This window comes from Plantactinospora sp. BB1 (assembly GCF_003030385.1).
Taxonomy (GTDB): domain Bacteria; phylum Actinomycetota; class Actinomycetes; order Mycobacteriales; family Micromonosporaceae; genus Plantactinospora.
In genome coordinates, this window is the sequence record NZ_CP028159.1 from 3,971,065 (window position 1) to 3,985,898 (window position 14,834).

General features: G+C 73.2%; 11 protein-coding genes. 6 read left to right on the forward strand and 5 right to left on the reverse strand.

What is annotated here, in order from left to right; all coding sequences use genetic code 11:
* Window positions 1–71: 71 nt before the first annotated feature.
* Together C6W10_RS17350 and C6W10_RS17355 are read left to right on the forward strand one after the other, a co-directional pair.
* Entirely contained in the window at window positions 72–1,586 is a 1,515-nt protein-coding gene (locus tag C6W10_RS17350; RefSeq protein ID WP_107264035.1) for a family 43 glycosylhydrolase, read from the forward strand.
* Window positions 1,587–1,686: 100 nt separating this feature from the next.
* The gene (locus C6W10_RS17355; protein WP_107258972.1) at window positions 1,687–3,075 is read left to right on the forward strand and encodes an NAD(P)/FAD-dependent oxidoreductase; all 1,389 of its coding nucleotides are present in this window, start codon (window positions 1,687–1,689) and stop codon (window positions 3,073–3,075) included.
* On the opposite strand, the gene C6W10_RS17360 is transcribed toward C6W10_RS17355, so the two are convergent.
* Window positions 3,041–3,634 (reverse strand): TetR/AcrR family transcriptional regulator C-terminal domain-containing protein, encoded by a 594-nt coding sequence (locus C6W10_RS17360; protein ID WP_107258973.1) that lies wholly within the window; start codon window positions 3,632–3,634, stop codon window positions 3,041–3,043. The genes C6W10_RS17355 and C6W10_RS17360 overlap by 35 nt on opposite strands.
* A gap of 69 nt (window positions 3,635–3,703) precedes the next feature.
* On the opposite strand from C6W10_RS17360, the gene C6W10_RS17365 reads away from it, so the two are divergent.
* Entirely contained in the window at window positions 3,704–4,939 is a 1,236-nt protein-coding gene (locus tag C6W10_RS17365) for a beta-ketoacyl synthase (protein WP_107258974.1), read from the forward strand.
* A 106-nt stretch (window positions 4,940–5,045) separates the two neighbouring features.
* Entirely contained in the window at window positions 5,046–7,592 is a 2,547-nt protein-coding gene (locus C6W10_RS17370; RefSeq protein ID WP_107258975.1) for a polysaccharide lyase family 8 super-sandwich domain-containing protein, read from the forward strand.
* 37 nt (window positions 7,593–7,629) lie between these two features.
* On the opposite strand, the gene C6W10_RS17375 is transcribed toward C6W10_RS17370, so the two are convergent.
* From C6W10_RS17375 to C6W10_RS17385, 3 genes are all read right to left on the reverse strand, one after another.
* Window positions 7,630–8,094: an SRPBCC family protein gene (locus C6W10_RS17375; RefSeq protein ID WP_107258976.1), complete on the reverse strand. Its 465-nt coding sequence runs from the start codon at window positions 8,092–8,094 to the stop codon at window positions 7,630–7,632.
* Window position 8,095: 1 nt separating this feature from the next.
* Window positions 8,096–8,434, reverse strand: a complete 339-nt coding sequence (locus tag C6W10_RS17380) for a helix-turn-helix transcriptional regulator (RefSeq protein WP_107258977.1) — start codon at window positions 8,432–8,434, stop codon at window positions 8,096–8,098.
* A 124-nt stretch (window positions 8,435–8,558) separates the two neighbouring features.
* Window positions 8,559–9,488 carry a chlorophyllase gene (locus tag C6W10_RS17385; RefSeq protein ID WP_107258978.1) on the reverse strand — a complete coding sequence of 310 codons (930 nt, stop codon included), beginning with the start codon at window positions 9,486–9,488 and terminating at the stop codon, window positions 8,559–8,561.
* 175 nt (window positions 9,489–9,663) lie between these two features.
* Between C6W10_RS17385 and C6W10_RS17390 the strand changes: the two genes are divergently transcribed.
* The gene (locus C6W10_RS17390; RefSeq protein WP_107264036.1) at window positions 9,664–10,242 is read left to right on the forward strand and encodes a TetR/AcrR family transcriptional regulator; all 579 of its coding nucleotides are present in this window, start codon (window positions 9,664–9,666) and stop codon (window positions 10,240–10,242) included.
* 29 nt (window positions 10,243–10,271) lie between these two features.
* Here C6W10_RS17390 and C6W10_RS17395 read toward each other — a convergent pair whose 3' ends face one another.
* The gene (locus C6W10_RS17395; protein WP_107258979.1) at window positions 10,272–11,330 is read right to left on the reverse strand and encodes an SEC-C domain-containing protein; all 1,059 of its coding nucleotides are present in this window, start codon (window positions 11,328–11,330) and stop codon (window positions 10,272–10,274) included.
* A gap of 179 nt (window positions 11,331–11,509) precedes the next feature.
* Here C6W10_RS17395 and C6W10_RS39215 point away from each other — a divergent pair, with 179 nt between their 5' ends.
* The gene (locus C6W10_RS39215) at window positions 11,510–14,821 is read left to right on the forward strand and encodes a family 78 glycoside hydrolase catalytic domain (RefSeq protein ID WP_107258980.1); all 3,312 of its coding nucleotides are present in this window, start codon (window positions 11,510–11,512) and stop codon (window positions 14,819–14,821) included.
* Window positions 14,822–14,834 lie beyond the last annotated feature (13 nt).

Consider the following 14,834-nt stretch of genomic DNA (forward strand, 5'->3'; position numbering starts at 1 on the left):
CTGCGTAACACCGAGGTAACCGACCGGACACCCCCGCAGGGATCGACGAGAGGCCGCTGGTCATGATGTGGATGCCGCGCAGCAGGTCACCCCGGCCGCTCCCGGCCGTTGCCACCGCGACCGGTGCGGCCGCGCACCGGCCCGGCCGGCGGCTCGGCACGTCACTGATCGGCGCGCTGGCCACGGTGCTGGCGCTGCTGGCCGGTCTGCTCCCGGGAGTGCCGGCCGGCGCCGCCCCGGCGGTGAACTACACCAACCCGCTGGTCAACCAGCGGGCCGACCCGCACATCGTCAAGCACACCGACGGCTACTACTACATGACCGCGACCGTGCCGCAGTACGACCGGATCGTGCTCCGCCGCGCGACCACCCTGCAAGGGCTGTCCAGCGCCGCCGAGACGACGATCTGGCGCCGGCACACCAGCGGCGAGATGGGGGCGCACATCTGGGCGCCCGAGATCCACTTCATCAACAACCGCTGGTACGTCTACTTCGCCGCCGGCCGCACCGACGACGTCTGGCGGATCCGGATGTACGTGCTGGAGAACTCCAGCGCCAACCCGCTGACCGGCTCGTGGACCGAACGCGGCCGGATCAGCACCCCGTGGGACACCTTCGCGCTGGACGCCTCGACCTTCGTGGCGAACGGCGTCCGCTATCTGGTCTGGGCGCAGTCCGAACCGGGGATCTCGACCAACTCCAACCTCTACCTGGCCCGGATGGGTGCCAACCCGTGGCAGATCACCGGCACGGTGACCCGGCTGACCGTGCCGACGTACGACTGGGAGACCCGGGGTCACCGGGTGGCCGAGGGGCCGGCGGTGATCCAGCGCAACGGCCGGATCTTCCTGACCTACTCGGCCAGCGCCACCGACGCCAACTACTGTCTCGGCATGCTCACCGCCTCGGCGACGGCGAACCTGCTCTCCGCCTCGTCGTGGAGCAAGAGCCCGAACCCGGTCTTCACCAGCAACGCCGCGACCGGCCAGTACGGGCCCGGGCACAACTCCTTCACCGTCTCCGAGGACGGCCAGAGCGACATCCTGGTCTACCACGACCGCAACTACCGGGACATCAACGGTGACCCGCTGAACGACCCCAACCGGCGTACCCGGATCCAGAAGCTCTACTGGAACGCCGACGGCACCCCGAACCTCGGCATCCCGGTGCCGGACGGCGCGACCCCGGTCCGGCTGCGCCCGCACGACCTCGCCGGCAGCTACCTGCGGCACTACGACTACCGGGGCCGGGTCGAGGCGAACGTGACGCCGCTGGCCGACTCGCAGTTCCGGATCGTGACCGGCCTGGCCGGCTCCGGCACCGTCTCGCTGGAGTCGACGAACTTCCCCGGCTACTACCTCCGGCACCGCGACTACGCGGTCTACGTGGAGCGCGACGACGGCTCGGCGCAGTTCCGCGCCGACGCCAGCTTCCTGCGCCGGGCCGGCCTGGCCAGCTCCGCCGCCATCTCGCTGGAGGCGCAGAACGCCGCCGGGCGGTACCTGCGGCACCGGGCCGGGCTGCTCTACGTCGAGCCGGTGACCTCCAGTGCCGAGCAGGCCTCCGCCACCCTCCACCTGGAGTAGGTCGCCGCACCGACCCGCCGGAGAGTCGTGATGCTGACTCTCCGGCAGGTTGCCGAACCGGTTTCGCCTGGTGAGCGCCGGTGTCGGTAAGGATGGAGGCATGCCTTCGCCACTGTCCAAGCCCCGCCATGCCGTGGTCATCGGCGGGAGCTTCGCCGGCCTCTGCGTCGCGCGCACCCTCGCCGACTTCGTCGAGCGGGTCACCGTACTCGACCGGGACCGCTTTCCGGACGGACCGAGGCTGCGTACGGGCATCCCGCAGGCGCGTCACCTGCACGTCCTGGTCACCTCCGGACAGCGCGCCCTCGACCGGCTCTTTCCCGGCCTGATGGCCGAGCTGTACGACCGGGGCGCCGTCCCGGTCGCCGCGCCGACCGACCTGCTGTCGCTGAGCCCGAACGGGTGGCGGGAGCGTTTCCCGGCCACCCACACCCTGGTCGGGGCGAGTCGGGAACTGCTGGACTGGACCATCCGGCAGCGGCTCGCCGCCGACGGGCGGATCCGGTTCGAGACCGCCCGCGAGGTGGTCGGACTCCTGCCCGGTCCGGACGGCGCCTCGGTCACCGGGGTGCGGTTGCGGGTCCGCAACGGCGGTGCCGAGATCCACCGCTGCGAGGCCGACCTGGTCGTCGACGCGAGCGGGCGCGGCTCGCGTACCCCGCAGTGGCTGGCCGCGCTCGGTTACGGCCGGCCGGAGGAAACCCGGATCGACGCCGGCCTGGGCTACGCGAGCCGGCGCTACCGGCTGGCGCCGGGCGTCGCCGACGGCTGGAAGAACATCATGCTGATGCCGAAACCGCCGCAGGTCTCCCGGGCCGGGGTGCTCTATCCGATCGAGAACGGCCGGTGGATGGTCACCGTCGGCGGGTTCGGCGACGAGATCCCGCCCACCGACGAGACGGGCTTCCTGGAGTTCACCCGCAACCTGCGCAGTCCGCTGATCTACGAGGCGATCCGGGACGCCGAGCCGGACGGGCCGATCCACGGGTTCCGGCGGACCGGGAACCACCGCCGGCACTACGAGACGATGCCGCGCTGGCCGGAGGGGTTCCTGGTGGTCGGGGACGCCGCCTGCGCCTTCAACCCCGTCTACGGGCAGGGGATGAGCGTCGCCGCGCAGACCGCGGTGGTGCTCGGCGAGCACCTTCGGGCACACCGGCGGTTCGGGCGGACCGCCCAGGCCGCGGTGGCCGGGTGCAGCGCCACCGCCTGGACCATCGCCACCGGTACCGACCTGCGGTTCGCCGCCGGTGCGGTCCGGCCGGGACGGCGTGGCCGGCTCTCGTACTGGTATCTGGACCGGGCCTCCGACGTGGCCGACCGGGACCCGTACGTGCTGCGGGTGCTGACCGACGTGCAGCACCTGGTCCGGCCGCCGGCCGCGCTGGCGCACCCGAGGGTGGCGCTGCGGGTGCTGCGCGGCCCGACCCGGCCGCCGCTGAGCACCCCGCCGGTCACGGTGCCGGGTCGGCCGGCGCCCGGACGGTGAGCACCCCGGCCAGGTCGATGTCGTCGGCGCGGCCGTCGAAACCGGACTCCGAGATCAGCCGGGCGCCGAGGACGGTGCTCCAGAAGGTCCGCGCCTCGACGTCGGCGGGACGGTCGATCACCCAGCCGTGCCGGTCCAGGATCGCGGCGAGATAGCTCTGCGCCCTGCGGAACAGCACGGCGAGACCCTGCTCGGCCACCGGTCGCAGCTCCGGCCGGCGCCGGGCGATCGACATCGCCTGCACCGCGATCGGCACCGCGGGCAGGGTCAGCGCGCTGCGGGCCAGCGCCGTACGGAACGCGGCGGGGGTACGTCGGCGTCGGCCGACCGGCTCCAGCCGCTCGGCGTCGCGCAGCAGCAGCATGAACGCGGCGTGCACGAAGAGCCCGTCCTTGGAGCCGAAGTAGTAGGTGATCTGGTTCGGGTGGGCCGAGGCGGCGGTGGCGATCTCGGCCACGCTGACCGCGTCGAAGCCGCGCTCGGCGAAGAGTGTCGCGGCGTGCTCGAGGATCTGCGCCCGGGTGCGCCGGCCTCGGGCCCGGGGCGGCTCGGTGGACATGCCATAGTTGTATGCGATACAACTAACGGAGGACAAGCCGGCACACCGCGAAGACGACGAGGAGACAGCATGAGCGGCCGGGACGTTGTCGTCACCGGACTCGGCGCGACCACCCCGCTCGGCGGGGACGTCGACTCCCTCTGGCAGGGCATGCTCGCCGGGCACTCCGGGGTACGCCGGATCGACGACCTGGTGGCCTCCTTCGCGCACACCGACGACCTGCCGACCAGGATCGCCGCGCCGATGGCCGTCTCGCCGGACTCGGCGCTGACCCGGGTGCAGGCCCGCCGGATGGACCGCTGCCAGCAGGCCGCGCTGGTCGCCGCCCGGCAGGCCTGGGCCGACGCCGGCAGTCCCGAGGTCGACCCGCTCCGCCTGGCGGTGGTGGTCGGCACCGGGATCGGCGGCGTCAACACCCTGCTGGCCCAGGACGACCTGCTGGAGCAGAAGGGTCCGGCCCGGATCTCCCCGCTCACCGTGCCGATGCTGATGCCGAACGGTCCGGCGGCCTGGGTCAGCCTGGAGTTCGACGCCCGGGCCGGCGTCTACACCACCGTCTCCGCCTGCGCCTCCGGTGCCGAGGCCCTCGCGCTCGGCGCCCGGCTGATCCGCTCCGGCGAGGCCGACGTGGTGATCGCCGGTGGTGCCGAGGCCGCCATCGCACCGCTGACCATCGCCGGCTTCGCCCAGGCGCGTACCCTCTCCAAGCGCAACGACGAGCCGGAGCGGGCCTCCCGACCGTTCGACGTGGACCGCGACGGGTTCGTGCTCGGCGAGGGTGCCGGGATGATGATCCTGGAACGGGCGGACTTCGCGGCGGGCCGGGGTGCCCGGGTGCTCGGCCGGCTCGCCGGCTACGGGATCACCGCCGACGCGCACCACATCACCGGTCCGGACCCGACCGGTGCCGGGCAGGTCCGGGCGATCCGCAACGCCGTGGCCGACGCCGGGCTGGGACCGGGCGACGTCGGGCACGTCAACTGTCACGCCACCTCCACCGTGGTCGGTGACGTCGGCGAGGCGAACGCGATCCAGCAGGCGCTCGGCGACGACGTCGTGCTCACCGCGCCGAAGTCGAGCCTCGGGCACCTGGTCGGCGCGGCCGGCGCGGTGGAGGGGATCCTCACCCTGCTGTCGGTCGCCAACGACGTCATCCCGCCGACGCTCAACCTGGACCGCAAGGACCCCGAGGTCCGGTTGGAGGTGGCCGCCGACGGGCCGCGCGAGCAGCGGCTCGACGCCGCCGTCTGCAACTCCTTCGGGTTCGGCGGGCAGAACGTCTCGCTGCTCTTCGCCGCCGCCTGACGACGGCCCCGCCCGGCGCCGGGTCGGAGGGGACGGGAGGTTGAAAAGTTTCACCGTGGTTGGTTGAATTCGGCAATCACCTACGGTCGATCTTGGAGCGTCCGCCGTGTCCGTCTCCCGCCGCGCCATCCTGTCGACGATCCCCGCCGCCGGCCTGCTGGCGCTGGCCGGACAGGCGCGGGCCAGCGCCGCGACCCCGGCGGACCGGGCGACCGCCGCCCCCGCCGAGCACGCCGTACTGCGCGACAACACGGTCGCGATCCTCGCCGGTACCGCCGAGTCGAACGCCCGGCCCGAGGTCGCGGCCAAACTCGCGGCCATCGACGCCACGGCCCGGGCCCGACTCGACGCGCTGGCCGGCGCCGGACCGGGCGAGCTGTTCCGGGGCGTACCGCTGGGCAGCAGCGACCCCAACCTGACCACGTCGTTCCAGTACCTCTACGAGATCGCCCTGGCCAGCCGGGTCCCCGGCGGCGCCCTCGACGGCGACCTCGCACTGCGCCGCCGGGTGCTCGACGGGCTCGGCTGGCTGCACGAGCGCTACTACGGCGACCAGTCGACCGGCTACTACGGCAACTGGCACAACTGGGAGATCGGCATCTCCCAGCACGTCAGCCGGATCCTGGTGCTGCTCGCCGACGACGTGGCGGCGTACCGGCCGGAGCTGGTCGCCAGCTATGTCGCCTCGATGGACGCCTACCTGCGCAACGGCAAGGACGGCGACGTCGACCTCGACTCGCGGTTCCACACCGGCGCCAACCTCGCCGACATCGCGACGAACCGGATCCTCCAGGGCGCCGTACTCGGCGACGACGCCCGGATCCGCAAGGCCCTCGCCGACCAGCTCACCGTCTTCGCCACCGTCGACCCGTACGCGCTGGTGCACGGCGTCACCGACGGCTACTACGCCGACGGGTCGTTCATCCAGCACGCCTCGGTCGCCTACACCGGCTCGTACGGCCGGAACCTGCTGACCCGGGTGGTGCAGACCATCAAGATCCTCGAAGGTACCGGCTACGTCCCCGGCGCCGACCTGGTCGACGTGGTCCGGGGCTGGGTGGTCGACGGGTTCGCCCCGCTGATCTTCGAGGGTTGGATGATGGAGATCGTCAAGGGTCGGGCGGTCTCCCGGACCAGCACCGGCTACGCCGACGTGGCGGGCGTGCTGGAGGCGGTCGTCGACCTCTCCGGCCACGCCACCGGCGCCGACGCCCGGGCGCTGGCCGGCTACGTCAAGTTCGTCCGGCAGACCTCCCGGGCCACGCTCAACCCGAGCAGCTTCGTCTCGCCGGTCAGCATCGCCCGGTACGCCGACATCCTGGCCGACGCCTCGATCCCGGCGGCCGACCTGAACCCGCCGCGGCGCAGCGTCGCGTTCAACGCGATGGACCGGACCGTGCACCGCCGCCCCGGCTACGCCTTCGCGCTCGCCCGCAGCTCGGAGCGGATCAGCAAGTACGAGTACATGAACGGCGAGAACCTGACGCCCTGGTTCCAGGGGGACGGGGCGTACTACCTCTATCTCGCCGGGCAGGACCAGACCCAGGCGTACGGGGTGGACTACTTCACGACCGTCTCGCCGTACCGGCTGGCCGGGGTCACCGCGCCGGTCGAGCACCGGCACACCGTCCCCGAGTTGTACGGCACCGCCTGGTACGACAATCCGGCGCTCGGCTTCACCTCGTCGTCGGAGTCGCAGAACACCTACGTCTACTTCCCGCGCGGCACCAACGGGTTCTCCGGCGGAGCCACCCTGGACGCCTACGGGGTGGCCGGGCTGGTCCAGTCCGACGACGCCGCGTACGCCGCCAAGCGGGCCGGTCGGCTGCCGGACGACTTCGTCGCGTACCGGAACGCGGTGGCGACCAAGTCGTGGTTCCTCTTCGACGACGAGATCGTGGTGCTCGCCGCCGGGGTCGGCGACCTGGCCGGCCGGGCGGTCAGCACGACGGTCGACAGCCGGATCGCCGAGGAGTCCGACCCGGTGACGGTGACCGGGCGACTCCGCAACGGCCGGAGCTTCACCGGCACCGGCACCGCCCCGCTGGCCTGGCTGCGCTACGCCAACGCCGCCGCGCAGACCTCGGTCGGCTACGCCTTCCTGGCCGGGCCGGCCCCGACGGTCGGCTCCGAGTTGGTGACCCGGAGCCACCGGGTGGTCCGGACCGCCAACCCGGACACGATGGTGCGGAAGCGGGTCTTCTCCGTCTCGGTGGAGCAGGCCGCCGGTGCGCCGCTCGGCTCGCTGGCGTACGTCCTGCTGCCGAACGCCTCGGAGCAGCGGCTGCGGGCGTACCCGAACGGGCCGGTCGCGGTGCTGGCCAACAGCACCCGGTTCCAGGCCGTCCGGCACGCCGGGCTGGGGCTGGTCGCCGTGAACGCCTTCGCGCCCGGCCGGCACGCCGCCGGCCGGCTGGTGGTGGACGGTCCGGCGTCGGTGCTGCTGCGTCAGGCCCGCGACGGCGGCGTCGCGGTCGCGCTCGCCGACCCGACGATGGACCGCGACACCGTCTCGGTGACGCTGCGCGGCCGGCGGTGCCGGGTGGTCTCGGCCGACGACGGGATCCGGGTCCGCCGGATCCCCGGCGGCACCCGGATCGAGGCCGTCACCCGGCAGGTGTACGGTCGCAGCCTCCGGGTCACCCTGCGCTGACCGGCGCCGCACCCTGCCAAACGCGCGGCTTCCGCCGCTAGGAGAGCTTCGGCAGGTACGCGGCCAGGGCCTCGTACGACTCGCGGGCGCCCTCGGCCATCCCGGAGGCGGCCATCGCGTCGCGCTCCTCCTTGGTGTCGAACCGGGTGACGCTGGTGACCGTCGTCCTGCCGTCGGACTCGGTCAGCTCCAGCGTCTCCACGCAGACGTGCCCGGGCATGCCCTCGAACTCGAAGGTCTGCACGATCCGCTCCGGCGCCCGGATCTCCCGGTATTCGCCCCGGAACGCGTACTCGCCGTCCGGGGCGTGCTCGACGAAGCGGTAGCTGCCGCCGGGCCGGAAGTCCATCTCGCAGTCGAGCGGGTTGCCCCGGCCCCACCAGTGCTTGACGTGCTCGCACTTCGCATGCGCCTCGAAGACCAGCGCGCGCGGCGCCTCGAAGACGCGCACCATCTTGATCTCCAGGTCGGTGGGCAGGGTCACGGTCAGGTTCTCGCTCATCTCATTCCTCCGGTCGGGTGTCGTCTCGCTGTAGCTGTCGCAGGTAATCGCCGAGCTGGTCGTAGCGCTGCTCCCAGAACCGCTGGTAGCCGGCGATCCAGTCGGCCACCTCGCGCAGCGGCTCCGCGTCGAGCCGGCACGGCCGCCACTGCGCCTCCCGGCCCCGGGTGATCAGCCCGGCCCGCTCCAGCACCTTCAGGTGCTTGGAGACGGCCTGGAGGCTGATCGGGAACGGCTCGGCGATCTGGTTGACCGTCGCCTCGCCCTCGGCCAGCCGGGCCAGGATGGCCCGCCGGGTCGGGTCGGCGAGGGCGCCGAACACCTCGCTCAGCCGGTCCACTGGCTCCGCCCTTCTCAACCGCTCGGTTAATCAACCGACAGTTTGAATATGCCGCCGGCGGCGGCCGGTGTCAACCCCCAGAAGGCTGCCCGCCCCGAGGGACGGGCAGCCTTCGGTCGCAGGGTCACCTGGTTTCGACCCGGCCCAGCGGGTCGGTGCCCTCCGCCAGTGCGGCGCTCGCCACGGCCCAGCCGGTGTCCGTCGGGTAGAGCGCGCTGCGGAGGAAGGCCGAGCTGAGCCGCTGGACCAGGACGACCCGTTCCGGACTCCCGTCCGTCGTCTCGGTGGAGTCGTACCCGGAGATCCCGCCCAGCGAGTGTTCCGCGCCGAAGAGGGTGAGCAGGCTCCTGGCCCCCGGGCTCTGGAAGTACGCGTCCGTGAACCACTCCGGCCCCCGGGCGGTCAGGGCGGACTGGTCCCTGTCGCCCGCCACCACCAGAGCCGGTGTGGTCATCCCGGTGAAGTCCGGGTTCATGAAGGAGAAGTGCTCGGCGGCGAACGGCGTCAGGTCGGCGCCGCCGGTGCCCGCCAGGGCAAGCAGTACCCCGGCCCCGATCCTCGGGTCGGAGAGGTCGTCGCCCGGCACACCCTGGGCGTCGAGGACCCGCGCGCCCAACAACATGCTGGCGGTCTGGGCTCCCCAGGAGTGGCCGGCGACAGCGATGCGGCCGCGGTCGAGACGCCCGGCGAGGCCGGGTACGGCGGCTTCGATCCGGTCCAACTCGTCGAGGACGCGGGTCAGGTCCTCGACCCGGAAGCGCCAGATCTTCGGGTAACGCGGGTCGTCGGGCGTCACGTTCAGGGTCCGCGAGTCGAGGTGGGTGGGTTGAAGGACCGCGAAACCGTGCGCGGTCCAGAAGTCGACCAGCGGGGCGTAGCTGTCCAGCGACCCGCCGAAGCCGTGCGAGAAGACGATGACGGGCAGTTCGTCGCCGGTCACCGGCGCCGAGACCCGCACCTGGAGATCCTCGTCGCGGCCCGGGGCCGGCAGCAGCACCGGGCGTACCGAGACGACGGGAACGGGCGTACCGAGGGATTCGTCGGAGTGACGCATGAGCTTCTCCTTGAGAAGTGCTGTGCGGGGGAGTGGTGTGCGGGGCGGGGTGCGGCCTGGTCACCGGGCGCCCGCTCTGGCACCATGAGTACCGGATCCTTGTTCCGTTTCAACCATACGGAACGCTGTTCCGGTTATCAAGGCGAGTGACGGAGGCAACGGCACAGTGACCGAGATCGGCAGCGGGGCGGCATCGTCGCCCCGACGGAAGCGGGCCGACGCCCGGCGTAACGAGGAGAGCCTGCTCGATGCGGCCGCCGCGGCCTTCGTCGCCTCCGGCGTCGACGCGCCGGTGCGGGAGATCGCCGCCAAGGCCGGCGTCGGGGTCGCGACGATCTACCGCCACTTCCCGACCCGGGCCGATCTCGTCGTCGCCGTCTACCGGCACCAGGTCGAGGCGTGCGTCGAGGCGGGGCAGGCGCTGCTGGCGAGCGGCGACTCAGCGCACGGCGCCCTGACCCGGTGGATCGATCTCTTCGTCGACTTCCTGGTCACCAAGCACGGCCTCGCCGAGGCGCTGCAATCCGACGACGCGACCTTCGCGACCCTGCACGACTACTTCCTCGACCGACTCGTGCCGGTCTGCGCCGAACTGCTCGACGCCGCGGTCAGGGCGGGCGAGATCCGCCCCGACATCGGGGCGCTCGAACTGATGCGGGGCGTCGGCAACCTCTGCATCGGCGCGGACCGGGACCCCCGGTACGACGCCCGTCGGATGGTGGAGGTGCTCCTCGCCGGGCTACGCCTGCGCTGATCGACCGAGCCGACCCACCGGCGGGAGAGCTAGCCTCGGGTACGCGGCAGGCAGCACTTCTTGTACTTGCTGCCCGAACCGCACCAGCACGCTTCGTTCCGCTCCGGCGGCCAGGGAAGCTGTGCGCCCCGCTCGGCCAGCTCCGCCGCGTAGCCGGCCCGGGCCGACTCGTCGGTCGGCTCCACTCCGGTGCGCGCGGCGTGCCCGGCCAGCCCGTCGGTCGAGCCGCGCAGCGGGCCGAGCCCGACCCGACCCGAGTCGGTCAACCGGACCAGTTCCCGCTGGATCCCGGCCCGGTGCTCGGCCCAGTCCGCGCCGACCGCCCCGGCCAGGTCGGGCCAGCGCGACAGCAGCGCGTCGAACTCGCCCTCCGGCAGGAAGAGCCGTGCCTCCGGCCCCGGCTCGGCCGCCGTCGTGGTCGCGCTGCGGAACAGTTCGTTCTCCAGCCGGTCGGCCAGGTTGTCGTTCTGGTCGTGCGGCAGGTCGAGTTCGCGGCGTACCCGGTGCCGCTGTTGCAGCAGGAAGAAGAGGAGTCCGGAGGCTTCCTGGGCGGTCGGTTCGGCGGTCGCCGTGGCGTCGGCGGTCGCCGTGGCGTCCGCCTCGGCACCCTGCGCCGGGGTGGCCCGGTTGCGCAGCGCGGTCTCCACCGCCTCGGTCAACCACTGCTCGGCCAGGTCGGTCCGGCCCCCGACGTCCAGTGCCGCGCTGAGATAGGCGGCGGCATCCGGCTGCGAGTCGAGGAGTGGACGCAGCGCGGTGAGTTCGGCCAGTGCCTCGTCGGCCCGGCCGGCCCGGAAGAGGATCCGGGCGTGCAGCGCCCTGGCGAAACCGGCGTCCGGCTCGGTGCTGTCCCGGTACGCCCCGACGGCGCGGTCCGCGTACCGCTGGGCGGCGTCGAGTTTCGCCCTGGACTCGGCGATCTCGGCGGCCAGCGTCAGCGCCCGGCCGGCGTCGGCCGGATCGGCGAGCCGCTCCTGCTCGACCGCCTCGGCCAGCTCCGCGGCGATGCCCAGCGGGTCGGCCGCGCCGAGCGCGGACTGTCGCAGCTCGGTCAGGTCTGCGCTGGTGAGAACGTCTTTGGTCGGCACGGCTTCACCGTACTGCGGTGGCCGACCCGAACCCGCCCGGTCGCGGTGTAACCCGCCACACGTGGCCGCACGGGTGGAGTGGCGGGGGGAGGGGTGGCCGGATCCGGCCAACCGTCGCGTCTTCCGGCGGACCGGCCGGCGGCGTTAACCTGCCTGAAACGATTCAGGCAGGAGGCAGGGTGAGCCAGCCCAGCGCCGAGCACACCGCCGACCAGACCACCGACCCGGTCCCCGGGCTGTCCCGCCGGGGCCTCCTCGGCACCGGAGGCGCCCTCGCCCTCGGCGCCACCGCCACTGCCACCGCGTCCGGAGCCACCCTCGGCGCGCTCGGCGACGCCGCCGGCACCGCGGCCGCCTCGGCCGCCGGCAGGCCGACCGGAACCCCGGCCCCGACCGGACTGCTCACCTCCCTGTTGGACGATCCACTCGGGATCGCCGCCGAGCGCCCCCGGCTGAGCTGGATCGTGCCGGCCCTGGGCCGGGCGCCCCGGCAGTACGCCTACCAGGTGCAGGTCGCGCACACCGCCACCGAACTGTCCCGCCGGGGCGGTGTGGTCTGGGACAGCCACCGGGTCGTGTCGGCCGACTCCACCGCCGTGCCGTACGCCGGTCCGCCGCTGCGGGCCGGCTCGGTCTACCACTGGCGGGTGCGTACCTGGGCCGACCCGAAGCGGGTCTCGTCCTGGTCCGCGCCGCAGCGGGTGGTCACCGCCGCCGGGGACACCTGGGTGGCCGAGCCGATTTGGGCACCCGACGGCACGGTCCGGCTCGGCGACGGCAGCTTCGAGGTCTCGGTCACCATCACCTCGGTCGCCGCCAGCCTCTGGTTCCGGGCGCAGGACAGCGCCAACAACTACCTGTGGCAGCTCCGGGCCGGCAGCCCCGGGGTGCTGCGTACGCACGTGCAGCGCAACGGCAGCTACACCGTACTGGCCGACCGGCCGCTCACCGAGCCGGTACCGGTGGGCACCCCGCTGCGGCTGCGGGTCGAACTCGCCGGCCCGACCATCCGGACCTACCTCGGTGACGTACTGCTGGACACCACTGTGGACGGGACGTACGCCGCCGGGAGCATCGGGTTCCGCAACGGGAGTACCGAGGCGCAGCGCTTCCACTCCGCCAGCTTCACCGACCCGACCGGCAGCGTACTGGTCGACGAGGACTTCTCGGCCGGTCCGGGAGTCTTCGGCCCGACCGGCACGGTCGACGGCGGTGACCTGGTCGTGGACCGGGGCCAGTCGGTGCTGGCGACGCTCGGCGAGAGCAGCGACTGGGCGCTGCTGCGCACCGAGGTGGTACTGCCGGCCAGGCCGATCGCCGCCGGCTACCTCTACGCGACCGGCCAGTCGCCCGAGCCGGCCCGGCAGTACGTCTACCAGCTCCGGGTCAACGACGAGATCGCCGGGGTCGGCCCGGTCCGGGCGATGGCCGGCGAGGCCCGCTACGCCACCCACGACGTCACCGACCTGCTGCGGCCCGGCCGCAACGCGCTCGCCGCGCTCTGCTACTCCGCCCGGGAACGCAGCTTCCTGGCCCAGCTCGTCGTGGTCTTTGCCGACGGCACCCGGCAGGTCTTCGGCACCGGTCCCGGCTGGCGGGCCCGCCGGGCCGGGGCGTGGCGGCCACCGGCCGGCTCCACCGGCGGCGGCTACTACCAGGCGCCGCAGGAATATCTGGACGCCCGTCGCGAGCCGGTCGGCTGGACCCGCGCCGGGTTCGACGACTCCGGCTGGCAGCCGGCGGTCGGCGCCCCGCTGACCCGGCCGCTGGCGCCGGCCTGGGTCGGCAACATGGAGTACCGCTACCTGCGGCCGGTCGCGGTGCACCGGCTCGAACCGGGGCGCTGGCTCTTCGACCTGGGGCGGGAGGTGGTCGGCGGAGTCCGGCTCTCGGTGCGCGGGGTCGACGGGCAGACCGTCGAGGTCCGGCTCGGCGAGGAGCGCACCGAGACCGGTGCCCGGTACAACCTGCGGGCCGGGCAGACCTATCGCGAGGTCTGGACGCTGCGGGACGGCTGGCAGCGGCTCGAACACTGGGGCTACCGGGGCTTCCGCTGGATCGAGCTGGTCGCCGATCCGGGACTCGACCTCTCCCGGGCGGTCGAGGCGGCGGTGCTGAAACTGCCCTGGCGGGACGGGGACGCGGCGTTCGCCAGTTCCGACCCGGATCTGGACCGGGTCTGGGCGATGTGCCGGTACTCGATCGAGGCGACCCGGCAGGACCTCTACCAGGACACCCCGACCCGGGAACGCGGCCCGTACGAGGGCGACGCCATCATCAACCAGCTCTCCGAGTACGCCACCCAGCGGTCGTACGCGCTGGCCCGGTACTCCACCTCCTACCTGGCCCGGCGGCCGACCTGGCCGGCCGAGTACCGGTTGCAGACCGTACTCACCGCCTGGCAGGACTACCTGGCCACCGGTGACCCGTCGAACCTGGCCGCCGACTACGACCTCTTCGTGGACCGGCAGCTCGACGAGGCGTTGAACGCCAGCGGCCTGGTGGAGAAGAATCCGGGCAGCTCCAGCCAGGCCAACGCCGACCTGGTCGACTGGCCGGCGAGCAACCGGGACGGGTACGTCTTCACCCGGGTCAACACCGTGATCAACGCCTGGCAGTACGCCGCCTTCGACGCGCTGTCCCGGATCGCCGGGGTGCTGGACCGCCCCGCCGACCAGCAGCGGTACGCCGAACTGGCCGGCCGGCTGCGGGCCGCGCTCAACGCCGAGCTGCTCGACCCGGTCGTCGGCGCCTACCGCGACGGGGTCGGCACGGACCACCGGGCACAGCACGCGACGGCGTTCCCGCTGGCCCTCGGGGTGCCGCAGGAGCAGCACGTCCGCGCCCTGGGGGAGTGGCTGGCCGGCGGCGGGATGCGGGTGAGCGTCTACGGCGCGCAGTTCCTGCTGGAGGCGCTCTACCGGGCCGGGCTGGCCGACGCCGCGCACCGGCTGCTGACCAGCCGGGAGCAGTCCTCCTGGCTGCACATGATGGACGATCTCGGCGCCACCATCGTGATGGAGGCGTGGGACCCGTCGATCAAGCCGAACACCACCTTCTCGCACGCCTGGGGCTCGGCGCCGGCCAACATCGTGCCCCGGTTCGTCGCCGGGGTCCGCCCGCTCGCCCCGGGTGCCCGGGAGGTGCTGGTCGCACCGCAACCCGGCCCGCTTCAGTGGCTGCGGGCGACCGTCCCGACGGTACGCGGCCCGGTGCAGGTCCGGCTCGACCGGCGCTCCGGAGCGCACCCGCACCGAGGGGCGGGACCGCAGCCGCACCGAGGGTCCGGACCGCACCTCTCCGTCACGCTGCCGCCGAACGTCGCCGGCCGGATCGAGCTGGACCTCGCCCGGTTCGGTGTCGCCGAGGCCCGCCGGGTGCGGGTCCGCTCCGACGGGCGGGCGCCGGAGCGCGCGGTGGCCGGCGGCCGGCTCGTGCTGACCCGGGTCGAACCGGGCACGACCCAGCTCACCTGGCCGGACCGGCACTGAACGCCCCGGTCGG

Bases quoted from the DNA above. Each gene is read 5' to 3' on its own strand.
- C6W10_RS17350 (WP_107264035.1), top strand. From the start codon at position 72: ATGCCGCGCAGCAGGTCACCCCGGCCGCTCCCGGCCGTTGCCACCGCG.
- C6W10_RS17355 (WP_107258972.1), top strand. From the start codon at position 1,687: ATGCCTTCGCCACTGTCCAAGCCCCGCCATGCCGTGGTCATCGGCGGG.
- C6W10_RS17360 (WP_107258973.1), bottom strand. From the start codon at position 3,634: ATGTCCACCGAGCCGCCCCGGGCCCGAGGCCGGCGCACCCGGGCGCAG.
- C6W10_RS17365 (WP_107258974.1), top strand. From the start codon at position 3,704: ATGAGCGGCCGGGACGTTGTCGTCACCGGACTCGGCGCGACCACCCCG.
- C6W10_RS17375 (WP_107258976.1), bottom strand. From the start codon at position 8,094: ATGAGCGAGAACCTGACCGTGACCCTGCCCACCGACCTGGAGATCAAG.
- C6W10_RS17385 (WP_107258978.1), bottom strand. From the start codon at position 9,488: ATGCGTCACTCCGACGAATCCCTCGGTACGCCCGTTCCCGTCGTCTCG.